The sequence below is a fragment of the Pilosibacter sp. NGB245 genome (assembly GCF_057397225.1).
Genome location: NZ_CM171584.1, coordinates 2,618,772 through 2,642,217, shown reverse-complemented (window position 1 = coordinate 2,642,217; position 23,446 = coordinate 2,618,772). Strand labels below are relative to the sequence as shown.

The 23,446-nt window shown below is 50.8% G+C and carries 19 protein-coding genes; 15 read left to right on the top strand and 4 right to left on the bottom strand.

Annotated elements, in window-relative coordinates; genetic code table 11:
* Positions 1-66 precede the first annotated feature (66 nt).
* The 10 genes from pepV to ACXMYH_RS11830 all read left to right on the top strand — a co-directional run bounded on the left by pepV (position 67) and on the right by ACXMYH_RS11830 (position 11,745).
* Positions 67-1,470, top strand: coding sequence for a dipeptidase PepV (gene pepV, locus ACXMYH_RS11875; protein WP_486554953.1), 1,404 nt, complete (start codon positions 67-69; stop codon positions 1,468-1,470).
* Between the two features lie 42 nt (positions 1,471-1,512).
* Positions 1,513-2,334 (top strand): amidohydrolase family protein, encoded by an 822-nt coding sequence (locus ACXMYH_RS11870; protein ID WP_405581227.1) that lies wholly within the window; start codon positions 1,513-1,515, stop codon positions 2,332-2,334.
* A 131-nt stretch (positions 2,335-2,465) separates the two neighbouring features.
* A complete protein-coding gene (locus ACXMYH_RS11865) occupies positions 2,466-2,846 on the top strand; it encodes a YlmC/YmxH family sporulation protein (protein WP_486463559.1) in 381 nt (126 codons plus the stop codon).
* Positions 2,847-2,999: 153 nt separating this feature from the next.
* A complete protein-coding gene (aguA, locus tag ACXMYH_RS11860; RefSeq protein WP_215703278.1) occupies positions 3,000-4,130 on the top strand; it encodes an agmatine deiminase in 1,131 nt (376 codons plus the stop codon).
* A 187-nt stretch (positions 4,131-4,317) separates the two neighbouring features.
* Complete coding sequence (gene aguB, locus ACXMYH_RS11855; protein WP_486554952.1) at positions 4,318-5,184, top strand: N-carbamoylputrescine amidase; 867 nt, start codon at positions 4,318-4,320, stop codon at positions 5,182-5,184.
* A 299-nt stretch (positions 5,185-5,483) separates the two neighbouring features.
* Complete coding sequence (leuB, locus tag ACXMYH_RS11850) at positions 5,484-6,566, top strand: 3-isopropylmalate dehydrogenase (protein ID WP_329751632.1); 1,083 nt, start codon at positions 5,484-5,486, stop codon at positions 6,564-6,566.
* Positions 6,567-7,323: 757 nt separating this feature from the next.
* Positions 7,324-8,412 carry a 3-phosphoserine/phosphohydroxythreonine transaminase gene (gene serC, locus ACXMYH_RS11845; RefSeq protein ID WP_118298645.1) on the top strand — a complete coding sequence of 363 codons (1,089 nt, stop codon included), beginning with the start codon at positions 7,324-7,326 and terminating at the stop codon, positions 8,410-8,412.
* 35 nt (positions 8,413-8,447) lie between these two features.
* Positions 8,448-9,614 (top strand): phosphoglycerate dehydrogenase, encoded by a 1,167-nt coding sequence (locus ACXMYH_RS11840; protein ID WP_215703280.1) that lies wholly within the window; start codon positions 8,448-8,450, stop codon positions 9,612-9,614.
* A gap of 350 nt (positions 9,615-9,964) precedes the next feature.
* The gene (gene trpS / locus ACXMYH_RS11835) at positions 9,965-11,053 is read left to right on the top strand and encodes a tryptophan--tRNA ligase (protein WP_118298647.1); all 1,089 of its coding nucleotides are present in this window, start codon (positions 9,965-9,967) and stop codon (positions 11,051-11,053) included.
* A 74-nt stretch (positions 11,054-11,127) separates the two neighbouring features.
* On the top strand, positions 11,128-11,745 hold the full coding sequence (locus ACXMYH_RS11830; RefSeq protein ID WP_486554951.1) for a DedA family protein: 618 nt from the start codon (positions 11,128-11,130) through the stop codon (positions 11,743-11,745).
* 721 nt (positions 11,746-12,466) lie between these two features.
* On the opposite strand, the gene ACXMYH_RS11825 is transcribed toward ACXMYH_RS11830, so the two are convergent.
* From ACXMYH_RS11825 to ACXMYH_RS11815, 3 genes are all read right to left on the bottom strand, one after another.
* The gene (locus tag ACXMYH_RS11825; RefSeq protein WP_486554950.1) at positions 12,467-13,375 is read right to left on the bottom strand and encodes a radical SAM protein; all 909 of its coding nucleotides are present in this window, start codon (positions 13,373-13,375) and stop codon (positions 12,467-12,469) included.
* A gap of 193 nt (positions 13,376-13,568) precedes the next feature.
* The gene (locus ACXMYH_RS11820) at positions 13,569-13,736 is read right to left on the bottom strand and encodes a hypothetical protein (protein ID WP_182426555.1); all 168 of its coding nucleotides are present in this window, start codon (positions 13,734-13,736) and stop codon (positions 13,569-13,571) included.
* 191 nt (positions 13,737-13,927) lie between these two features.
* Positions 13,928-14,419, bottom strand: coding sequence for a DNA-deoxyinosine glycosylase (locus ACXMYH_RS11815; RefSeq protein ID WP_118321267.1), 492 nt, complete (start codon positions 14,417-14,419; stop codon positions 13,928-13,930).
* Between the two features lie 243 nt (positions 14,420-14,662).
* On the opposite strand from ACXMYH_RS11815, the gene ftsH reads away from it, so the two are divergent.
* The 5 genes from ftsH to ACXMYH_RS11790 all read left to right on the top strand — a co-directional run bounded on the left by ftsH (position 14,663) and on the right by ACXMYH_RS11790 (position 21,635).
* A complete protein-coding gene (ftsH, locus tag ACXMYH_RS11810; protein WP_486554949.1) occupies positions 14,663-16,753 on the top strand; it encodes an ATP-dependent zinc metalloprotease FtsH in 2,091 nt (696 codons plus the stop codon).
* A 326-nt stretch (positions 16,754-17,079) separates the two neighbouring features.
* Positions 17,080-18,654, top strand: coding sequence for a S8 family peptidase (locus tag ACXMYH_RS11805; RefSeq protein WP_486554948.1), 1,575 nt, complete (start codon positions 17,080-17,082; stop codon positions 18,652-18,654).
* A gap of 151 nt (positions 18,655-18,805) precedes the next feature.
* Positions 18,806-19,951 (top strand): aldo/keto reductase, encoded by a 1,146-nt coding sequence (locus tag ACXMYH_RS11800; protein ID WP_486554947.1) that lies wholly within the window; start codon positions 18,806-18,808, stop codon positions 19,949-19,951.
* A gap of 105 nt (positions 19,952-20,056) precedes the next feature.
* Positions 20,057-21,034, top strand: coding sequence for an EamA family transporter (locus ACXMYH_RS11795; RefSeq protein WP_118530621.1), 978 nt, complete (start codon positions 20,057-20,059; stop codon positions 21,032-21,034).
* Between the two features lie 127 nt (positions 21,035-21,161).
* Complete coding sequence (locus ACXMYH_RS11790) at positions 21,162-21,635, top strand: YbaK/EbsC family protein (RefSeq protein WP_329751643.1); 474 nt, start codon at positions 21,162-21,164, stop codon at positions 21,633-21,635.
* A 176-nt stretch (positions 21,636-21,811) separates the two neighbouring features.
* Here ACXMYH_RS11790 and ACXMYH_RS11785 read toward each other — a convergent pair whose 3' ends face one another.
* Positions 21,812-23,176, bottom strand: a complete 1,365-nt coding sequence (locus ACXMYH_RS11785) for a sodium-dependent transporter (protein WP_118530625.1) — start codon at positions 23,174-23,176, stop codon at positions 21,812-21,814.
* Positions 23,177-23,446: the final 270 nt, after the last annotated feature.

Sequence of the window (23,446 nt, the reverse complement as noted above, 5' to 3'; positions counted from 1 at the left end):
CTTTACGCGAAGCGTGTTTTCACTTGTTGGGAAAATGGTATATAGAGAATAATGGAGGCAGAAATTATGTACAAAGAGAAGATCAGCCGGTATATTGATGCACATAAGAAAGAGATGCTGGAAGATATCGAGGAGCTTTGCCGGATCAACAGCGTGAAAGGCTCTTACCGGATCGGAAAACCGTATGGGGAGGGATGTTCCGAGGCACTGCGCACAGCGCTGCATATCGCGGAATGTTACGACTTTTCCATCAACAATTATGACAATTATGTCGGCACCGTGGACATGAACAACAAGGACGCCCAGCTGGATATTTTAGCGCACCTCGATGTCGTTCCGGCCGGAGATGGATGGACGGTCACAAAGCCGTTTGAGCCGGTCGTGAAGGACGGAAAGATCTACGGGCGCGGAACTGCGGACGATAAGGGACCGGCAGTCGCGGCTCTCTATGCGATGCGTGCGGTCAACGAGCTCGGGATCCCACTGAAAAAGAATGTCCGGCTGATCCTCGGAACGGATGAGGAGTGCGGAAGCTCCGATATCACCCACTACTACAGTGTGGAGAAGGAAGCACCGATGACCTTCTCACCGGATGCATCCTTCCCGGTCATCAACATCGAAAAAGGCCGGATCGAAGGCAATTTTACGGCAGAATTTGAGCCGTCCGACAAGCTCCCGAAGATGGTCTCCTTCAAGTGCGGGACAAAGGTCAACGTCGTTCCGGCGGCAGCGGAAGCTCTCTTTGAGGGACTTGACGGGGATGAGACGGAAGCTCTTGCAAAGAGCATGGAGGAAGAACTCGGGATTACATTTACCGTTTCTTCCGAAGACGGATGCTTAAAGATCGCAGCGTCCGGAGAAAATGGACATGCATCAACTCCGTGGAAGGGAAAAAATGCCCTGACAGGTCTTCTGGCGCTGATCGAGCGTCTGCCGCTCGCAGAGTGCGGACAACTCAAAGCTGTCCGTGCGTTAAATCATCTGATACCGCACGGTGACTGGTTTGGCGCCGGACTGGGGATCCAGATGAGCGATGAGGAGTCCGGAGAACTGACACTCGCATTCAGCATGCTGGACATCTCCGAAAAGAGCCTGGAAGGCGAATTTGACAGCCGCTGCCCGATCTGTGCGACAAAGGAGAACACGATCGACGTGATCCGGAAAAATATGGAGGCAGAGGGGATTTCCTTCAATACCGAGGAACTGGAACCGCCGCACCATGTGCCGGCAGATTCCGACTTCGTAAAGACTCTTCTTTCTGCTTACGAGTCCTATTCCGGAAGAAAGGGCGAGTGCATCGCGATCGGAGGCGGAACATATGTCCACCACTTAAAGAACGGTGTCGCATTCGGTGCCTGCCTTCCGGAGACCGAAAATCACATGCATGGTCCGAATGAGTTCGCGGTGGTCGACGAGCTCTTGATGAGCGCGAAGATCTTTGCACAGGTGATCGTGGATCTCTGCAGCTGACCGGAAGATACATGATCATGTGAAAGAAAGGACAGGATACGGATGAACTGTAAGATCATCGATATCCACACCCATATTTATCCGGTCGCGCTGGCGAGGCGGGCAATGGAAGTCACCGGACAGGAGCATGATGATTTCAAAAATCTCCCGATCCGGGAGAATCTCCTGACACGGATGCAGGATGCCGGGGTGACACTCTCCGTCAATCTGCCGGTCGTCTCAAAACCGCAGAATCAGGCGGAGGTAAACAGGTTTGCGAAGGAGTCTGCCCGGAAAAACATCATTCCGTTCGGCGGACTTCATCCGGACTGTGAAAATGTGGTGGAGGAGCTGGAAAAACTGAAGGACATGGGAATGGCGGGGATCAAGTTTCATCCGCCGTTCCAGAAAGTCCATCTCGAAGATCCGAAATATGAGGAAATGTGGCGGCGGATCAATGCGCTGGGATTTCCGGTGCTGATCCACTGCGGAACTGCGAAGATCGCGCGCCCGTATGACCTCTATCCGTCCGGAGTCCGGAAAATCTTAAAATATGCCCCGGATATCCCGATCATCATGGCACATATGGGGAGCTTCTGCATGATGAAAAATCCGGAGGAGACGCTGGATGATCTTCCAGAAAATGTCTTTATCGACACGGCGATGAGCGCGGAGCTCGAGGATTCCGGGGAGTTCGAGGAGATCATCCGGAAATTCGGGCCGGAGCGGACCATGTACGGCTGCGATTTCCCGTACGGGAGCCAGAAAGCCGCGATCGCAAGGATCAGGGACAGCAGCTTTTCCGACAGCGAGAAAGAGGAGATGCTGTGGAAAAACGCTGCGAAAATATTAAAGTCGGTGAGGAAACTGCCGGAGAATTTTTAGAGAGCATTTCTGGGGGAATATGTCAGAACTTGTGAAAATACCGGTTTTGGATGAAAACGAATCAAATATGGCGTGTTCTGCATATCATAGACTGATTACATAAAAACTGTCCGGGAGATGATCGGATGCGGATGAGCGAGCTGAAAAAGCGCGAAGTGATTAACGTCTGTGACTGCAGGAGACTGGGATTTGTGGGCGATCTCGATATTGACCCGTGTTCGGGAAAGATCCTTGCGATCATTGTGCCGGGACCGGGCTGCGTCTGCGGATTTTTAGGGCGCGAGAAAGATTTTGTGATCCCGTTTGACGATATCTGTCAGATCGGGGACGATATCATCCTGGTCCGTCTGGAAGAAAAGAAAGAAAAACCTCCGAAGCCGCCAAAACCGGGACCACCGCCGGGACCGCCCTGCCGACCGTGCCCGTGTCCGCCGCCATGCGAACCGGAATGCGGCTGCGGCGACCCAAAGAAATGGGAAAACGGGCGGTGCGGGAGAGAAAAATTCTGGTGAGAGAATAAAACAAAAATCCCATCGGCGAAGCTGAATTGGAATGAATTTTTGCCCGTAATTTGCCATGCATCCGAAGGGAAGCTCCGGGGGAGGTTCCTGCAGGTGTGAGGGTACTGAACAGTTACTAATAAAGACAGAAAGAGGAAACAGAACATGAAGAAACTTCACACACTCCCGGCCGCGGATGGATTCCGCATGCCCGGGGAATTTGAACCTCACCGGGGCTGCATCATGATCTGGCCGAAGCGTCCGGGAAGCTGGAACTACGGCGCAAAGAAGGCCAGAGAGGCATTTAAGCGTGTGGCATGGGCGATCGCCGAGAGCGAGGAAGTCTTTATGCTGGCGGAAGCGGATGTGGAAGAGAACGCGAGAGAAATGCTGACCGGAAATCCGGGACATGAGATCCATGTGATCCGGATGGAGTCTGATGACGCCTGGGCGAGAGATGTAGCTCCGACGTTTGTGGTGAACGATGAAAAAAATGTCCGCGGGATCGATTGGGAGTTCAATGCCTGGGGAGGCGATGTGGACGGACTCTACGCACACTGGGAAAAGGATGATCAGGTTGCGGAGAAGGTCTGCGAGGAACTCCATTATGACTGCTATGAGGCGCATCCGTTTGTTCTGGAAGGCGGCTCGATCCATTCGGACGGTGAGGGAACGGTCCTCGTGACAGCAGCCTGCCTTTTGAGTGCGGGAAGAAATCCAAAGCTTTCAAAGCAGGAGATCGAACAGAAGCTCTGCGATTATCTCGGAGCGCAGAAAGTGATCTGGCTGGAGCGCGGGATCTACAACGATGAGACGAACGAGCATGTGGACAATATCTGCGCTTTCGTGAGACCGGGGGAGGTCGTCCTCGCCTGGACGGATGACGAGACGGACCCGCAGTATGCGATGTCAAAGAGCTGTCTGGAGATCCTGGAGCGCGAGACGGACGCGATGGGACGAAAGATCAAGGTTCATAAGCTTCCGATTCCGAAAACACCGATCTGCGTCACAGAGGAGGATCTCGGCGGCTATGAGTTCGAGGACGGAGAGGACACGAGAGAAGTCGGAGAGCGGCTGGCGGCAAGTTATGTAAACTTCTATATTTCAAACGGCGGAGTGATCGTCCCGCAGTTTGGGGATGAGCATGATGAGGCGGCAGTGGAGATCTTAAAAGCGGCATTCCCGGAGCGGACTGTCTATCCGGTGCCGGCGCGGGATATCCTGCTCGGAGGCGGAAACATCCACTGCATCACGCAGCAGATCCCGGAAGGAAAGAGCAGAGAGTCACAAGCCTGAATAACATCAGAGTACCGGAAATGGGAAAATGAGATTTCTATGTCCGGAAAATTTTTAAATATCTGAAACTGAAATCTGGAGTCATGAGGGTACAGCTGAGTTTCAGAAACCCAAAACAAAGTCTGCGCAGACAAAAAAAGAGCAGATGCGCAGAGGAAAAATAAGATCACTGGCAGGAGGAAGAAGAATGCGAAAGGTGAAAGTTGCGGCGGTACAGATGCGCTGCACGAGAGATGTAAATGAAAATATCGCGAACGCGGAACGGCTTGTAAGAAAAGCGGCGGCAGACGGTGCGCAGATCATCCTGCTGCCGGAGCTCTTTGAACGCCAGTATTTCTGCCAGGAGCGCCAGTACGAATACTATGAGTTTGCGAAGCCGGTGGAGGAGAATGATGCGGTAAAGCACTTTGCGAAAGTCGCAGAGGAGCTTTCTGTCGTCCTTCCGATCAGCTTCTATGAAAAGGACGGGAAACGCCTGTTCAACACGGTGGCGATCCTTGATGCGGACGGAACGAACCTAGGGATCTACAGAAAGACCCACATCCCGGACGACCACTATTATCAGGAAAAATTCTATTTCACACCGGGAGATACCGGATTTAAAGCATTTAAGACCCGCTACGGGACGATCGGCGTCGGCATCTGCTGGGACCAGTGGTTTCCGGAGACCGCACGATTCATGGCGGTAAAGGGCGCGGAGCTCTTATTCTACCCGACCGCGATCGGAAGCGAGCCGATCCTCTCCGTGGACAGCATGCCGCACTGGAGACGCTGCATGCAGGGACATTCCGCCTCGAACCTGATGCCGGTGATCGCGGCAAACCGTGTGGGACTGGAAGAGGTAACACCATGTGAGGCAAACGGAAACCAGAAATCTGCCTTGAAGTTTTACGGTTCCTCCTTCATCACGGACGGAGCCGGAGAGGTGATCGAGTCCATGGACCGCGACAGCGAGGGCGTGATCACAGCGGAGTTCGACCTGGACGAGCTGGAGCGCGAGCGCTTCTCCTGGGGACTTTTCCGTGACCGCAGACCGGAGATGTACCACGAATAAAGAAAAAGAGAACAAAGGCAGATACCGATGGATTTTTCCGGGGGATCTGCCTTTCTTTATCTTGGCCGGATAGGACTAACTTTTTTAAAGATGTCGAATCATTTTTGAGGAACAATCAGAATATAACCCTGATTCATACAACAGATAGAAAACATGTATGCCGGTAATTTCTCCCGATTTCTTGAAAAATAAGAAAATTTAGAGTATGATTACATGGAAAAGAATGGGTCGGGATGGATCCAGAATATAAAAAGAAGATCCCTGGATTCAAGTCCATGGGATCATGGAGGGTAAAAGAGATGGAATACACGATCGCAGCGATCTCCGGCGACGGGATCGGTCCGGAAATTGTAAGAGAGGCAAAAAAAGTTTTAGATAAAATTGGACAGAAATACGGCCATAAATTCAACTACGAGGACGTCCTCATGGGCGGAATCTCCATCGACACCTACGGGGTGCCGCTGACAGATGAGGCGCTTGAGACTGCAAAGAAGAGCGACGCCGTTCTTTTAGGCGCAGTCGGCGGAAATGTCGGAAACTCCCGCTGGTATGATGTGGCTCCGAACCTGAGACCGGAGGCAGGTCTTCTTGCGATCCGCAAAGGCTTAAATCTGTTTGCAAACATCCGCCCGGCGTACCTCTACAATGACCTTGCCGGTGCATGCCCGTTAAAGAAAGAGATCATCGGGGACGGCTTTGACATGGTCATCGTCCGCGAGCTTACAGGTGGTCTGTATTTCGGCGAGCGCCACACAGAGACGGTAGACGGTGTGGAGCAGGCAACAGATACTCTTGTATACAGTGAGAAGGAGATCCGCCGCGTAGCGATCAAGGCCTTCGAGATCGCAATGAAGAGAAAAAAGAAAGTGACGAGTGTCGATAAGGCAAACGTTCTTGATTCCTCCAGACTCTGGAGAAAAGTTGTAGCGGAAGTCGCAAAGGACTATCCGGAAGTTACACTTGAGAACATGTTAGTCGATAACTGCGCAATGCAGCTTGTCATGAATCCGCGCCAGTTCGACGTCATTTTAACTGAGAACATGTTCGGCGATATCTTATCCGACGAGGCGAGCATGATCACAGGTTCCATCGGAATGCTGTCCTCCGCAAGCTTAAACGAGAGCAAATTCGGTCTCTACGAGCCGAGCCACGGTTCCGCACCGGATATCGCAGGCAAGGACATCGCAAACCCGATCGCGACGATCCTCTCTGCAGCGATGATGCTCCGCTTCTCCTTCGACCTTGATAAGGAAGCAGATGCGATCGAAGACGCAGTGAGAAAAGTCCTTGCGGACGGTTACCGCACTGTGGATATCATGGATGAGGGCATGAAGCAGGTTGGAACGACCGAGATGGGCAACTTGATCTGCGAGAGGATCTGAGAATGACCGGGCCCGGATTTCTCAGTGAGAGAAAAAAGGGAGAGATCACGCAGATACAGAAAGTAAAATAGAAAGAATACAGGTAACTGTTCAGTAGGTCTGGGCACTTGCTGCGCTGACCGTAATAAAACACAGGCTTGAAGGCAAAAATCCCATCGGCGAAGCCGATTTGAAATGGATTTTTGCTCGTAACTGTGAGGGTACTGAGCAGTTACGAATACAGAAAGACAGAGTACATATAAAACATATGCAGTCTGTCTTTCTTTTTTTTACGCCAAAGTCCGCTGCTTGCGCGAGACCTTGGCGACTGTCGCGATAACAAGGGGAAACTCGCGAAGCGTGTTTTCACTTGTTACCGAATCAGGGAAGTCCGCTGCTTCTATTGAGTAAAGATATAACTGACGTACCATAATTTTACACGATAGGGAAATGAAAATCTAACATGGTTTATCTGCTTGAGATAAAATCCGATTTTCCCAGAGAAATCTAATAAAATTCGGAACTGTCTCATCGAAATTGTAAAAAAAGAGACTAAAAAAAGAAGAAAGTTTACATAATTCCCGAAAATAAAAAATTTTATCATTGATTTGCCGGGTGACTTGTGCTAGGATATATGACAAATCAGCCCGATTCGAGACTTCACATTGGTAGAGAAGAGACAAGGTGAAGTAATACAACGGATCATGCGACTGGGCTGGATTCGTGGCCGCCCCTGAGAGGAGAGACCATAGAGCAATCAGAGAGGGGAACAAAATTTATGAGCAGAGTTTACAACTTTTCCGCAGGTCCGGCTGTGTTGCCGGAAGAAGTATTAAAAGAAGCAGCAGCAGAAATGCTGGATTATAACGGAACCGGAATGTCCGTTATGGAGATGAGCCACCGCTCAAAAGCGTTCGAGGAGATCATCCAGACGGCAGAGCAGGATATCCGTGATCTTTTAAAGATCCCGGACAATTACAAAGTCCTGTTCTTACAGGGCGGCGCACACCAGCAGTTCGCTGCAGTTCCGTTAAACCTGTTTAAGAACCGTGTCGGCGATTACATCATCACTGGACAGTGGGCAAAGAAAGCATGGAAGGAAGCAAAGCTTTACGGAACCGCAAATGCCATCGCATCCAGCGAAGACAAGACATTCAGCTATATTCCGGACTGCTCCGATCTTCCGATCGACGAGAATGCTGACTATGTCTACATCTGCGAGAACAATACGATTTACGGAACAAAATTCCACACACTCCCGAATACAAAAGGAAAAACACTTGTCTCTGATGTCTCCTCATGTTTCCTCTCAGAACCGATGGATGTCACAAAATACGGCGTGATCTACGGAGGCGTCCAGAAAAATATCGGACCGGCCGGCGTTGTCATCGTGATCATCCGGGAAGACCTGATCCGCGAGGACGTTCTTCCGGAGACACCGACGATCATGCGCTACGATGTACAGGCGAAGGCAGGCTCTCTCTTCAATACTCCGCCGTGCTACGGAATCTATATCTGCGGCAAGGTATTCAAATGGCTGAAGAAACAGGGCGGTCTGGAAGCCATGAAAGTGAGAAATGAAAGAAAGGCAAAGATCCTCTACGATTACCTGGATCAGAGCAAAATGTTCCATGGAACAGTAAGAAAAGAGGATCGCTCGATCATGAACGTACCGTTCGTGACAGGTGACAAAGACCTCGATGCCCTGTTCGTAAAAGAGGCAGAAAAGGCCGGATTCGTGAACTTAAAAGGTCACCGCACCGTCGGCGGTATGAGAGCCAGCATCTACAATGCAATGCCGGAAGAGGGCGTTGTAAAGCTTGTAGAATTCATGAAAAAATTTGAGGCGGAGCACGCGAACGCGTAAGGCTGCCGGATCGAAAAGATTACAGGAGAGACATTATGAGAAAGATTTGCTGTTTAAATCAGATCTCCCACTACGGTACAGACCGCCTCACAGGAGATTATACATTTGTAGATGACATCAAAGATGCGGAAGGAGTCATGGTCCGCAGCGCATCCCTTCATGAGACAGAATTCCCGGAGAGACTTCAGGCGATCGCGAGAGCCGGAGCCGGAGTCAACAACATCCCGCTCGATGAGTGCGCGAAAAAGGGAATCGTCGTATTCAACACACCGGGTGCAAATAAGAACGGTGTAAAAGAGCTTGTACTTGCAGGCCTGTTCCTGACATCCAGAGACGTCATCGGCGGCGTGGAATGGTGCAGAGAGCATGCAGGTGAGGAAGATATCGCAAAGAAGATGGAAAAGAGCAAGAAAGCCTTTGCAGGAAATGAGATCAAGGGCAAAAAGCTCGGTGTCATCGGACTCGGCGCGATCGGCTGCGAGGTAGCGAATGCGGCTGCAGCTCTCGGAATGGAAGTATACGGATACGACCCGTTCATCTCCGTCAACGCGGCATGGATGCTGTCCCGCTCCGTAAAGCACATCATGGACGTCAACACGATCTACCAGGAGTGCGATTACATCACTGTTCATGTTCCGCTTCTGGATTCCACGAAATATATGATCAACAAGGACGCTTTCGATCAGATGAAGGACGGCGTTGTGATCTTAAACTACGCGAGAGATCTTCTTGTCAATGACGATGACATGGAAGCAGCATTAAAGGCAGGAAAAGTAAAGAAATATATCACAGACTTCCCGAACGCAAAGACATCCGCGATGGAAGGCGTGATCGCAACTCCGCATCTCGGCGCTTCCACAGAGGAATCTGAGGACAACTGTGCGGTGATGGCTGCGGATGAGTTAAAGGATTACCTGGAAAACGGAAATATCAAGAATTCCGTAAACTACCCGGCATGCGACATGGGGGTATGCCAGGTTGCAGGAAGAATCGCCCTGCTCCACGCAAATGTTCCGAACATGATCGGCCAGATCACCTCGATCCTTGCGGCTGAGGGGATCAACATCGCGAACATGACAAACAAGAGCCGCGACAAATACGCCTACACACTTCTGGATCTTGAGGACCCGGCAAAGGCAGAGGCGGTGAGCCATCTGGAGAAGATCAGCGGAATGTATAAAGTCCGCGTGATCAAAGGATGAAAACAGATTTACAGGCCCGATGTGTACGGATAAAAACGGAAAACGGTCTGTGATCTCATAATACTGAAAATGATAAAAAGATCCGGTCATGGTGAGAAAACTCATCGTGACCGGATCTTTACTTGTTGCGCGAACAACGAGCCAAAGTCCGTAGAATCCTGCAAAAAGAGCGGTTATGCTTGCAAAAGAGGCGAATCCGCTTTATAATTCTATCATAACGCCTCCAGGTGCCGTGACCACGATCAGATGGATCAGGGCGCTTTGGAATAAAAGAGAAAGATCCAGGCCGCAGGAAGGTCTAAATGACCGGAATGGCTGCCTGCTAACACAGAACAGAAAGGAATATTGTTGTGGGAAAAGTAATTTTAACAGGAGACCGCCCGACCGGACGTCTTCATGTAGGACATTATGTAGGATCTTTGAGAAGAAGAGTGGAGCTTCAGAACTCCGGAGAGTACAGCGATATCTATATCATGATCGCTGATTCCCAGGCACTTACAGACAACGCGGATAACCCGGAGAAGGTCCGCCAGAATATTCTGGAGGTTGCCCTGGATTACCTGTCCGCAGGTCTTGATCCGGAGAAATCCACGATCTTTATCCAGTCCATGGTGCCGGAGCTCTATGAGATGACCGCTTACTATATGGATATCGTTACCGTTTCCAGATTACAGAGAAACCCAACTGTAAAGAGCGAGATCCAGATGAGAAACTTCGAGGCGAGCATCCCGGTTGGTTTCTTCACCTACCCGATCAGCCAGGCTGCCGATATCACCGCATTTAAGGCAAACGTGGTCCCGGCCGGTGAGGACCAGATGCCGATGGTTGAGCAGACAAGAGAGATCGTTCACAAATTCAATACGGTATACAATACAGACGCACTCGTGATGCCGGAGATTCTTCTTCCGAGCAATGACGCATGCCGCCGTCTTCCGGGAATCGATGGAAAGGCGAAGATGAGCAAATCCTTAGGAAACTGCATCTATCTTTCCGATCCGGAGGAGGAAGTAAAGAAGAAAGTCATGTCCATGTACACAGATCCGAATCACTTAAAAGTCAGCGATCCGGGACAGGTGGAAGGAAATACCGTCTTCACATATCTCGATGCATTCTGCAAGGACGAGTACTTTGCAGAGTTCTGGCCGGATTACAAGAATCTCGACGAGGTGAAGGAACACTACTCCCGCGGCGGACTAGGCGATGTAAAGGTGAAAAAGTTCTTAAACCGTGTGCTTGAGGAAGAGCTTCGCCCGATCCGTGAGAGAAGAAAGAAATGGGAGCAGGACATCCCGGCTGTATACGAGATCTTAAAGAGCGGAAGCGAGAAGGCAGAGCGCGTGGCTGCCCAGACCTTAAAAGAGATGCGCGAGGCGATGAAGATCAACTACTTCGATGATGCGGCGCTGATCGCGGAGCAGAGCCAGAAATATAATGGCTGATCGGAGAAAAAGGAAATGAATAATGCAGATCAGCTCCACATATATTGTACCCATGGCAAAGCGGGGGTGCGTGTATGCGGGAGCTGGTACTGGAACTGATGGGGGAATACGGAAATCTTGCCGTATTCCTCCTTATTTTAGTGGAAAATCTGTTTCCTCCGATCCCTTCGGAGGTGATCCTGACATTTGGAGGTGTCATGACGACCTGCACGGACATGACGCCCGGCGGGGTGATCCTCTTCTCAACGGCCGGGTCCATGGCGGGAGCAGTCATTCTTTACGGAGCCGGGAGATTCCTTCCGGATGAGATATTTCGGAAACTGCTCTGTGGAAAGGCCGGACAGCTGCTCCATTTCAGACCGGAGGATGTCGACCTCGCGAAAGACTGGTTCCGGGATCGCGGGAAGTCTGCAGTCTTTTTGTGCAGACTGGTCCCGATCGTCCGGAGCCTGATCTCCATTCCCGCAGGGATCGCCAGGATGCCGGTCGTCCCGTTTCTTGCTTTCACGGCGGCGGGGAGTTTTCTGTGGAATACGGTTCTTGTCTATGCAGGCAGGATCGCCGGAGATTCCTGGGAGAAGGTGTCAGCTGCGTTCGGGGTGTACTCAGATCTCTTTCTGATGGTGGCGGGGATTTCTGTCACATTTGCAGTATTGTTCCGGGGATGCGGGGAGAGAAAAAGAAGGGGATAACCCAGAGGATTTAAGACGAATGCAGATGAACGTTGGTGCATCCTCTTAGTCAGCGCAAGCTGGTAGATGCGGTATTCTTGCAGAGTAAAAATCCGGGGCGGAGAAATCCAGTAATATACAGAGAATACTGACAGATAAAATTATTTGAATAATTATATACAATGCAACAATTAACTAACAATAATAAAATAAATAAAAATATTTCTAAAAACATGTTGACAAAATGGGACTTATCGCATATAATAAAGACATCAAAAAGAAAGAGAGAACAAAGCAAAGAAGACGAAAAGGTTCGTACTTAAAAGATTCTAAGTAAAGGAGGTACAGTCCACCGAACACATAAGTCTCGTTCCATTTTTCAAATCTGAAAAATCCGGAACAAAGGAAACACACAAAACCGGGTAATTGATCGAAAAAAAGATTATTTGAAATCCTTCGAGATATGACGAGAAAGTATCGAAAAGAGAAATACAATGATCGATATGAGAACAAAAAATATAAACTTTCGGAAAAAGCCGGCGGAGTGAACAAGAAAAACTTCATATAGAAACAAAATCTAATGAAAACGAGGTAAGATCCATTGGATAACGCAGAACATTAAGGTGGGTATCGAAACAGAAAAATTGATTCGGTACCCACCTTTTATGATGTTTGTATCCAGGAAGCTGCCGGTGCTGACTCTGTCATCATCAATCCTGTCGGTCTGAACTTCTACCGGCTCTCAGATCCCCTCACAGTCAAACGGCGGCGTATATTCTTCTTTGGCGCTGCTTCTTTCCTGCATGAAGCCCTCGGTGAGACCGAGATCGATGGCGGTATCAACGACCTTGTTATACTCGTATGAGGTGATCCGGCGGTTGATTTCTGGGTAGTCTGCGCTCCTGTAAAACGGCGTGTACTGGCTCATGATACTGATGAGATATTGGTGCTCCGGGAGGTTCTCTTTGATCCAGTGCAGGAGCCGGATCGAATCATCCTTTGCCCCCGGAAGGACCATATGGCGGATGACGACGCCGCGGTCCAGCATGGACGGGCTCTTTTGACTCCAGGTAAGTCCGCCGGTGAGGCGGATCATTTCTTTTATCGCGGCGGAAGCTTTCTCAAAATAGTCCGGAGCGGCAGAGTATTTTTTTGAGAGACCGCTGTCCATGTATTTGAGGTCCGGAAGCCAGATATCGACGTAGTCGGCGAGATCCCGGATCGTCTCGATCTTTTCATATCCCCCGCAGTTGAAAACAACCGGGATCTGAAGCTTTGGCTTTGCGAGATCCAGGGCACGGATGATCGACGGAGCGAACTGCGTCCCGGTCACGAGATTGATGTTTGCGGCGCCTTTTTCCTGAAGCTCCAGGAAGATATCAGAGAGCCGGGAAGCGGAGATCGTCTTTCCGTAGTTTTCATGGCTTAACTGGAAATTCTGGCAGAACACACAGCGCAGTGTACAGCCGGAGAAAAAGACGGTCCCGCTTCCGGTCGTACCGCTGATGCATGGTTCTTCCCACATATGTAAGGCGGCTCTGGCGGCGCGCAGTTCATGTCCGGCGCCGCAGAAGCCTGTGGATACTGTCCGGTCAACATGACATTCCCTCGGACAGAGGGTGCATGACCGGTAGATGGATTCATTTAACATAATCGTTGTACTTCTTTCTTTATTTGATCATATTTGGCTTGCAAGTTTCCGGTGCATCGAGAGAAGTTTCCGGATGCACGGATGAGTAGAAAAAATGGTTCCTGCACCACAGAGCGAAAATATCTAAACGAAAAATCCCGTATGATGCAGTTGTGAATGCATATTTTGCAGATATGGTCCGTGAAAGTCGGACTCATTTTTTTTCGTCAGGCAGATAATGGTAGAGATCCTGATAATGCTCAAGCTCTGCGTCACTTTCCGGGAGCGCCGGGATCAGACCGGTACAGTCGGTGGCGGAGCAGGACTGGATGTCGATCTCCCAGTCGGTATCAGCTGACTTATTTTTTGATGGTTCTTTCATACGATCACCTCCTGGCTGATAGTTTTCGATGGTGAGAGGGAAAACATGCAGGAAAGTAATTCATAAAAAATTTTATCATGAAAAATGCCGGCAGAACAGACGATGCTGGAGCAAATGAGTGCAGGAACCTTCTGTTACAGTGCGCGGGCATGGCGCGTGTCCTGTAAACATTCATACCGGGGCAGCGTGCATTATCTGATATACGGAAGGATCACATTCCATGCACCCTTTAATTTTTCGAGCGACCACGCCGCATTCGCCGGACTCGTGGACGGCAGGGAGACGGCGGGGATCCCGGTCACGGCTTCCTGATATTTCCTGTAATAATTCCAGGAAGTCTTTCCGTTGCAGAAGATCGCCCGGATATCGGCGGTGGACAGGATCACGGAGAGGTCGTTCGGCACGACATCGCGGATCGAACTGTCGCTGGAACCTTCGATCGAGCAGGAGGCAATCACATCCCAGAGCGCGATGCGGTGGGAGAGGAGAAAAGCCTTTTTCTCATCGATCGTGTCCGGAACCGGAACGTCCAGGACTCCGGCCAGGGTTTTCCAGAAGCGGTTCTGCGGATGATGGTAGAAAAAATGTCCTTCCCTGGATTTGACGGACGGGAAAGATCCGAGGATCAGGATCTTTGAATTCCGGTCAAATACGGGCGGGATCGGATGAATCACAGTGTTCATGATCATTTGCCTTTCAGATATGATAAAACTTTCGGACGGAACGTACATCTTGTATTGTAGCCTTTCTGAAAATTCTTGTAAACACGTAAATTTCATACTTTTTTTATTGCCTTATGGGGAAACTCAAATTATAATGATTAGGTATAACTATTTGAACAGTTACAATAGTTATAATTTTATATCACAGAATGCGGGCAATGTCCCCAAAAGGTGATATATGCGCTAAAGAAGTGGAGAAGATAAATGGACAACAACAATCAGAACAGAAAGCGGCCCAGCGGACAGAATATCGGGGTTCTCGCCCTGATCCTCGTGATCACGCTGATCGCTGTGACCGTCATGAACAACATGGTCCGCAAAAACCAGACCCAGGAACTCGGGTATGAGGAGTTTGTGGAATACTTGAAAGAGGGAGAGATCGATACGGCGAAGATCTCCGGCAACAGGATCTATTTAACGCCAAAGACTACTTCCACAAAGCTTTCACGTTTTATCCAGTATTATACAGTGAGAATTCCGGACTCTGAACTTGCGGAGCGTCTTTTAGACTCCAACGGAGTCCATGTGGTGGCAGAAGATACGAGTACGAGTGCCAGCATCCTGAATTTCCTGATGGGATGGGTACTTCCGTCGGCACTGATGATCGGACTTCTCTATATGATGTACAGCCGAATGGGCGGCGGAGGAATGATGGGCGTCGGAAAGAGCAACGCCAAGGTCTACGTCCAGAAGGAGACCGGAGTCACGTTCGCGGATGTTGCAGGTGAGGATGAGGCGAAGGAATCCCTTGTGGAGATCGTCGATTTCCTGCACAACCCGCAGAAATATACAAAGATCGGTGCAAAACTGCCGAAGGGAGCGCTCCTCGTGGGTCCTCCTGGAACCGGTAAAACACTGCTCGCAAAGGCGGTAGCCGGTGAGGCGCACGTTCCGTTCTACTCCCTCTCCGGTTCCGATTTCGTTGAAATGTTCGTCGGCGTGGGTGCGTCCCGTGTCCGCGACCTCTTCAAACAGGCACAGCAGTCCGCCCCGTGTATCATCTTTATCGATGAGATCGATGCGATCGGACGCAGCCGTGACAGCCGTTTCGGCGGAAATGATGAGAGAGAACAGACCTTAAACCAGCTCCTCTCCGAGATGGATGGATTTGATTCCTCCAAGGGACTTCTCGTCCTCGGAGCGACAAACCGTCCGGAGATCCTGGATCCGGCGCTTTTAAGACCGGGTCGTTTTGACCGGCGTGTCATCGTCGATAAGCCGGACCTGAAAGGTCGTGTGAGCATCCTGAAAGTACATTCGAAGGATGTGCGTCTGGATGAGACGGTAGACTTCGAGGAGATCGCCCTTGCGACTTCCGGCGCCGTCGGTGCGGACCTTGCGAATATGATGAACGAGGCAGCGATCAATGCGGTCAAGAACGGTCGTCAGGCTGTCTCCCAGAAAGATCTCTTCGAGGCAGTGGAACTTGTCCTTGTCGGTAAAGAGAAGAAAGACCGGATCCTGAGCAAAGAGGAGCGCCGGATCGTCTCCTACCATGAGGTCGGACACGCGCTTGTAACTGCTCTCCAGAAGGATGCAGAGCCGGTCCAGAAGATCACGATCGTTCCGCGAACAATGGGCGCGCTGGGATATGTGATGCAGGTTCCGGAAGAAGAGAAATTCTTAAATACGAAGAAAGAGCTCAAGGCAATGCTCGTTGTCTCTCTTGCCGGACGTGCGGCGGAGGAGATCGTCTTTGATACCGTGACGACCGGAGCGGCAAATGATATTGAACAGGCGACAAGAGTCGCAAGAGCGATGGTTACCCAGTACGGAATGTCGGATAAATTCGGTCTGATGGGTCTTGAGACGCAGGAAAACCAGTATCTGACCGGACGCACCGTGATGAACTGCGGTGATGCGACAGCTGCCGAGATTGATACGGAAGTCATGAAGATGTTAAAAGAGGCCTATGCGGAGGCGAAACGTCTTCTCTCTGAAAACAGGGATGTGATGGATAAGATCGCAGCATTCCTGATCGAGAAAGAGACGATCACCGGCAAGGAATTCATGAAGATCTTCCGTGAGGTCAAGGGAATCCCGGAGCCGGAGGAAGGCCAGAAGGACGATCACAGCCGGATGGGCGGCGAGAGCGCTGAGACTGTTGAGTTTGCAGAGAACGGGAACAGGCAGCCGGAGATGGCAGCGGGATCTGAACAGCCGGCAGCTGAGCAGGTTCAGAATCCGGTGCAGGATGGAAACAGCGTGATGCCGCAGGATCCGGAGCAGAAGACAGCAGAAACTCAGAACGGTCAGCAGGGATCAGACAATGGTCAGGGACCGGCGGAGCTGTAACAGCCTGATCCGGATCGACAGGATTCCGCGAAATTGCAGTCGGTGGATCGAGACAACCGGAAAATGAAATACAGAGGTAGAATGATATCGGAAGATGTTGTTCTGCCTTTTCTTTTTAGACCGTATTTGGCGCTGCATTTACCTAAAAACAAAAAAGTTCATAGAAAATACAAGAATATCTGGTAGAATAAACATTGGTTTGAGTATGATAACGTTGTGACCGCGGATGTTGCTGAGCCGGAATGGGAAGCGAAGCAACGGCAAGATCCTGTTACAGTGTGCGGGCATGGAGTGTCTGTGTACTGTGACCAGAAAAGAGAGTGGATATGCAGCAGAAATATTTGAAAAAGAAAAGAGAAATTTCTAAAATCGCGGCGGGAATCCTGGCGACAGCCCTGCTCGCCTCATCGGGGCAGCCGCTTATGGCTTTCGCCTCGGAAAAGATTCAGACGAATGACCCGTCCGCCTTGGAACAGTGGGCTTTTTTCAATGACGGTTCCTTTGCAGCGGAGGAGATGAGGAAGTATCCGGTGTATTCGGATCCGTTCGGACAGCCGACGGAGAATGCGGAGCTTCTGGGAACTCTTGTGGAGGTGAAAAAGCGCCAGGCGGTATCCGGCGTGGATATCAACCTGGAGCAGGCATGGAAGACGTACGGAAACGGAAATCATGATACGATCGTCGCGATGATCGATACGGGCATCGACTACACGCATGAAGATCTGAAGGATACCCTGTGGGTGAACACGGATGAGATCCCGGGAAATGGGATCGATGACGATGGGAACGGATATGTGGACGATGTCTACGGATGGAATTTTTATAATAACAACAACCAGATCTTCACCGGGGAAGAGGACAGCCACGGGACCCACGGAGCCGGGACGATCAGTGCCGGGACGGGAAACGGGATCGGAATTGCCGGGATCGTTCCCGGAAACCGGGTGCGCGTGATGGCGCTGAAGGCACTAGGAGGCACGGACGGCGGAGGGAGCACGGCAGCAGTCATCAAGGCGATCAGGTATGCGGAGGACAATGGAGCCGTGATCTGCAACCTGAGCCTGACATCGACGGTGGATGACAAGGCGCTGTATGAGGCGATGAAGAATTCCAGTATGCTCTTTGTTGTGGCGACAGGAAACGGAAATCCGAAGACCGGAAAGGGAGTTGACACGGATGCGATCCCGTTTTATCCGGCGGCTTATGATCTCGACAATATCATTTCTGTCGCGAATCTAAGTATCGACGGAACGCTCTCCGCAAGTTCGAACTATGGAAAGAAAACGGTGGATCTCGCGGCTCCGGGAAGCTATATCCTGAGCACAACGCCGGGAAATACATATGGTTACATGAGCGGTACTTCCATGGCGGCGCCGATGGTATCCGGTGCAGCGGCGATGGTCTATTCCTATTTTGACGGGATCGGAGTCGCAGACGTGAAGGAGATCCTGATGTCCACGGTGACGCCGATGGAGAGCCTGAAAGACGTGACGGTTTCCGGCGGAATGCTGAATGTCGGAGCGGCATTATCCTACGATATCAGCACGCTCTCAAGAAAGGGATTCCAGAACGGCGGAACGAGACCGGAAAATGGGACGGCACCTCATATCGAGATGCAGACCTCGAGCAGGAATGGAGGAAATTATCTGACCGTGCGCGTTATCGACATCGATGGGGATCTCGACAAACTTCTCTATGCAAAGGGAGAGCACACGGCGGAGGAATTTGCGAACGGGACGGTGGAAGGAACGCCGTTTACGGTGAATGACAAAGATACCGCGGCATTTCAGATCACGGAAAAAGGAACTTATACCTTTTATGCGGTCGACAAAAAAGGAAACGGAGCCGTAAAACTCGCCAGATTCGTGTCGGAGAGCGATGGGCCGGGGGCGTTTCAATAAAACTCGCCATACAAGGATGCAGGTAAGATCCTGTGGGGGAATATCTGCAAATCCCACTGCGTTATTGCAGGAAATTTTGCCGGACAGGAATGTGAAAACGAAGGAAATGAGTCAGAAAAAAATTATGGGATATGAAAAAGGAGAGAGACAGATGAGAACAAGGAGATTGGGGAAAACAGGTCTGATGGTGAGCGAGATCGGCTTTGGCGGCGAGTGGCTTGAGCGCCATCCGGAGGAAGAGAGCATCGAGCTGATCAAATATGCATCGAAAAAGGGGATCAACATCCTGGACTGCTGGATGGCGGACCCGAAATCAAGAAATATCATCGGTGAAGGGATTAAAGAGAACCGCAGCCAGTGGTTCATTCAGGGACATATCGGATCAACCTGGAAGGACAACCAGTATTTCCGCACGAGAGACATGAAATACGTTCGCCCGGCTTTTGAGGACCTTTTAAAGAGACTGCAGACCGATTACATCGATCTCGGCATGATCCACTACGTGGACTCTGAGGAAGAATGGGAGAAGATCCAGCATTCTGACTACCTGGACTATGTGATGGAATTAAAGGAAAAAGGCATCATCCGCCATATCGGAATGAGCTCCCACAACCCGAAGGTTGCGATGAAAGCGGCGGAATCCGGCTATGTGGAGATGATTCTCTTCAGCATCAATCCGGCGTTTGACATGCTGCCGGCGAGTGAAAATATCGACACAATGTTCGCGGATGAGTTTGATGCAGGGCTGAAAGGGACAGATCCGGACCGTGCAAAACTCTACAAGACATGTGAGGAGCACGATGTAGGGATCACGGTCATGAAAGGATTTGCGGGCGGAAGACTCTTCGATGCGAAACGTTCCCCGTTCGGCGTCTGTCTGACTCCGGTGCAGTGTGTTCACTATGCGCTCACAAGACCGGGTGTCTGTTCCATCATGTGCGGGTATGACACGAAGGAACAGGTGGATGCGGCAGCAGGATACGAGACGGCTTCTGAGGAAGAGAAAGACTATGCGTCCGTGCTTGCGAACGCGCCGTTTCACTCCTACCGCGGGGAGTGCACCTACTGCGGACACTGCAAGCCGTGTGTCGCAAATCTGGACATTGCCATGATCAACAAATTTTATGATCTGGCGACCATGCAGCCGGAGGTCCCGGCGACGATCCAGTCCCACTATGAACTCCTGGACCATAAGGCATCTGAGTGCATCGGCTGTCATGCCTGCGAATCCCGCTGTCCGTTCGGAGTTCCGATCGCGGAGCGGATGGAGAAGACTGCGAAGTTATTTGGGTGTTAAGTGTTGACAAAACCTCTCAGGTAATTCCCTTGCGCGAACCGGGAATCGGATATATAATAAGCAGGTCCATTTCGGGCAAATACGAAAAGAGGGAAGAAAAAGCATATGTGGTTTTGGCTTGCACTGACAGCACTGTTGTGCTGGAGTGGCTCGGATCTGTTTTCAAAGATCGGTTGCCGCGGAAATGATAAGTACGCCCACTTAAAGATGGTTATTGCCGTCGGAATTGTGATGGGAGTACATGCACTTTATACGATCTTTGTAGGAGGTACGGTGGTAACATGGCATATCGCCATGGTGTATCTGCCGGTATCCCTGCTCTATATCTCGTCTATGACGCTTGGTTACATCGGTCTGAGGTACATTGAGCTTTCGATCTCCTCACCGATCTGCAACTCCTCAGGCGCTCTCGTTGCGGTGCTCTGCTTCTTAACGGGTACCCTGGACGATGCGATCGAGGGGAACATGCGTCTTGCGGTGATCGGAGCGGTGGCTCTCGTGTGCATCGGCGTGATCGGGCTTGGTATTGTTGAGTCGAGGGAAGATGATGAACTGCGCCGGGAGCGCCAGGCTGCGTCCAATTATAAGTATGCGAAGTCCTGGCTGGCGCTGTTTCTGCCGGTGGCGTACTGTCTGCTCGATGCGGCCGGTACCTTCGCGGACACCATGGTGCTCGACAAGCTCGCAGGAGAGGCGGAGGCGGCCGGAATGTTCGCAACGGCAGAGGAATGCTCTTCCTACGCTGCGTCCGCGGCAAACAGCGCCTACGAGCTGACATTCCTGTTTGCGGCTTTCTGCTGCATCATCTACGTCGGTTTCATTAAGAAACAGAAGTTCACAGCTGCCCAGGAAGGTCCGAAATATCTCGGAGCTCTCTGCGAGACAGCCGGTCAGTTCGCGTATATCTTCGCACTCTCCGACACGGTCCACGCAGCGATCTCCGCGCCGATCATCTCCGCATATTGCGTCGCGTCAGTCGTATGGAGCCGGATCTTCCTGAAAGAGAAGCTTTCCTGGAAACACTATGCGATGATCGCACTGGTTGTGGTCGGGATCGTGATGCTCGGGGTGTTTGATATCTGATCGATGTGTATGTAAGAAAGACTGCTGTTGGTGACAGATCATATGCTGCCATCGACGGCAGTTTTTTTTCACCATTTTCGGTGAAACGTGGTAGAATAGGGACAGCTTGCAAAGGAGGAAACACATCATGTCATTAGAAAAAGCAAAAGCAGATCTTGATAAAAAAGGTTTTCTGGATCATGTGATCGAACTTGCAGATTCGACAGCAACGGTCGCAGAGGCGGCGGAGGCGCTTGGCGTAGAACCGGGAATGATCGCGAAGACGATGTCATTTTTACAGGGAGACGCGCCGGTCCTGATCCTGACGGAAGGAACCGCAAAGATTGATAACCATAAATACAAAGAAACCTTTCATGTAAAGGCGAAGATGATCCCGTTTGATGAAGTGGAAGAAAAGATCGGCCATGCGCCGGGCGGCGTGTGCCCGTTCGGGATCAATGACGGGATCGCGGTGTATCTGGACGAGAGCTTAAAGCAGTTTACGACCGTTTACCCGGCAGCCGGAAACGACCACAGCGCGGTAAAACTCACGATCCCGGAGCTGGAGAAAGTCGCCGGTGCGAAAGGCTGGGTGGATGTATGTAAGGAGCCGGAAGAGTAGGGAAAACGGATAGTCCGGAAATCTGTACATCATGTTCAGGAAATTCATTGGAAGGCGATGAAATGCAGTTTCGCAAAAAATTCACGGAAAAAGAATTTCGCGGAATGTCAGAAAAATATAGAAAAAGAAAGAGTCATGTCATCCGACGAGAATGGCACGGCTCTTTCTTTTTACGGTTACATCGAGATCCACCCAAACGCATTCGCCACGGAGCTCACAAGAATGATCGCGGCAAAGATCGGGCAGAGGTATTTGATCATGAACTGGAAGATGGCTTTCCGCTTGAACGGGTGGCCGCCCTCGGTAACTTCGTTCTCGATTTTTTCCACACCGATGACTCTCGATACGAGCAGGCAGGTCGCGATCGCCGCGATCGGCATCATGACGGAGTTGGTCAGAAAATCGAAGAAATCAAGGAACTGCATTCCGATCACGGTAATGTCCGCCAGCGGACCATATCCGAGGCAGGAGAGTGTTCCGAGAAAGATCATGACAACGGTCATAAAGACGGTCGCTTTTTTCCGGCTCCAGTGCAGCTCATCCTCGAAGGTGGATACGGCGCTCTCGGTCAGGGCGATGGAGCTTGTGACCGCCGCAAACAGGACGAGGAGAAAGAACAGGATCCCTGTGCCTGTTCCGAATCCCATGCCCGCAAATACCTTCGGAAGTGTGATGAACATGAGGGAAGGTCCAGCCTGGAGAGTATCCGGGTCGCCGCCGGAGAAGGCAAAGACGGCCGGAATGATCATGAGTCCGGCCATGATCGCGATCGCAGTGTCAAAGATCTCAACATTTTTCGTCGAATCCTCGATCGAGGTGTCCTTTTTCATATAGGAGCCGAACGTGACGAGGATTCCCATCGCGATCGACAGGGAGTAGAACATCTGCCCCATCGCGGAGACGACGGTCATCCAGGAGAAGTTTTCGAGGTTTGGAACCAGGAAATATTTCACGCCTGCCATCGCGCCCGGTCTTGTCACGGAGTAGACCGCGATGATCACGGAGAGGATCACGAGGATCGGCATCATAAATTTTGAGACTCGCTCGATCCCGTTCCGGACACCCATGTAGATGATCACAACTGTGAACATGGTGAAGATCAGGAAGCAGATCTCCGCGGAAAATCCGTTGGAGATAAAGCCGGAGAAATAGTCGTCAGCCGCGAGTGCCTGTCCGTGTCCCAGAAGATACTCAAACAGGTATTTGATGACCCAGCCGCCGATCACGGAATAGTACGGCACGATCAGGATCGGGATCACGGCGTTGATCCAGCCGCCGGCGGACAGGAGTTTTGACTTTCCAAAGGATTCGTAGGCTCCGACCGGGCTTTTTTTCGTCATGCGCCCTAAGGAGGTCTCCGCCATGATCATCGTGTAGCCGAAGGTCAGCGCCAGGATGATATAGATCAGTAAGAAGATCCCGCCTCCGTATTTCGCGGCGAGATACGGGAAACGCCAGATGTTTCCCAGTCCCACGGATGCGCCCGCCGCCGATAAGACGAAACCGAGTTTTCCGGAGAACGAACTGCGTTTATGATTCATAATATAGTCTCCTCGTGTTTTTTTCACAAATACATTTGTGCGTGTAAGAGACAGTCTATCATAGAACATGCGAAAAAGCAATTTGATCTGCGGGAGAGGGTGAAAATGGAATAGAGAGGCCGCCTGTCATAGTTTCAGCACATGGAATGACAGCGGATGTGGCAAATATCAGAGGAAGGTCGGGATAACAAATTTTGGAATCTGGAATGAAAAAATTCCGTGAAACAGAACATGTATAAAAAGAGGAACATCCGGAGAATCCTATAATTT

Excerpts from the sequence above, each read along its gene's own strand:
- serC (WP_118298645.1), top strand. The coding sequence starts at position 7,324 with ATGAGCAGAGTTTACAACTTTTCCGCAGGTCCGGCTGTGTTGCCGGAA.
- ACXMYH_RS11865 (WP_486463559.1), top strand. The coding sequence starts at position 2,466 with ATGAGCGAGCTGAAAAAGCGCGAAGTGATTAACGTCTGTGACTGCAGG.
- aguA (WP_215703278.1), top strand. The coding sequence starts at position 3,000 with ATGAAGAAACTTCACACACTCCCGGCCGCGGATGGATTCCGCATGCCC.
- ACXMYH_RS11800 (WP_486554947.1), top strand. The coding sequence starts at position 18,806 with ATGAGAACAAGGAGATTGGGGAAAACAGGTCTGATGGTGAGCGAGATC.
- leuB (WP_329751632.1), top strand. The coding sequence starts at position 5,484 with ATGGAATACACGATCGCAGCGATCTCCGGCGACGGGATCGGTCCGGAA.
- ACXMYH_RS11840 (WP_215703280.1), top strand. The coding sequence starts at position 8,448 with ATGAGAAAGATTTGCTGTTTAAATCAGATCTCCCACTACGGTACAGAC.
- pepV (WP_486554953.1), top strand. The coding sequence starts at position 67 with ATGTACAAAGAGAAGATCAGCCGGTATATTGATGCACATAAGAAAGAG.
- ACXMYH_RS11870 (WP_405581227.1), top strand. The coding sequence starts at position 1,513 with ATGAACTGTAAGATCATCGATATCCACACCCATATTTATCCGGTCGCG.
- aguB (WP_486554952.1), top strand. The coding sequence starts at position 4,318 with ATGCGAAAGGTGAAAGTTGCGGCGGTACAGATGCGCTGCACGAGAGAT.
- ACXMYH_RS11825 (WP_486554950.1), bottom strand. The coding sequence starts at position 13,375 with ATGTTAAATGAATCCATCTACCGGTCATGCACCCTCTGTCCGAGGGAA.
- ftsH (WP_486554949.1), top strand. The coding sequence starts at position 14,663 with ATGGACAACAACAATCAGAACAGAAAGCGGCCCAGCGGACAGAATATC.
- ACXMYH_RS11785 (WP_118530625.1), bottom strand. The coding sequence starts at position 23,176 with ATGAATCATAAACGCAGTTCGTTCTCCGGAAAACTCGGTTTCGTCTTA.
- ACXMYH_RS11790 (WP_329751643.1), top strand. The coding sequence starts at position 21,162 with ATGTCATTAGAAAAAGCAAAAGCAGATCTTGATAAAAAAGGTTTTCTG.
- ACXMYH_RS11795 (WP_118530621.1), top strand. The coding sequence starts at position 20,057 with ATGTGGTTTTGGCTTGCACTGACAGCACTGTTGTGCTGGAGTGGCTCG.
- ACXMYH_RS11815 (WP_118321267.1), bottom strand. The coding sequence starts at position 14,419 with ATGAACACTGTGATTCATCCGATCCCGCCCGTATTTGACCGGAATTCA.
- ACXMYH_RS11805 (WP_486554948.1), top strand. The coding sequence starts at position 17,080 with ATGCAGCAGAAATATTTGAAAAAGAAAAGAGAAATTTCTAAAATCGCG.
- ACXMYH_RS11820 (WP_182426555.1), bottom strand. The coding sequence starts at position 13,736 with ATGAAAGAACCATCAAAAAATAAGTCAGCTGATACCGACTGGGAGATC.
- ACXMYH_RS11830 (WP_486554951.1), top strand. The coding sequence starts at position 11,128 with ATGCGGGAGCTGGTACTGGAACTGATGGGGGAATACGGAAATCTTGCC.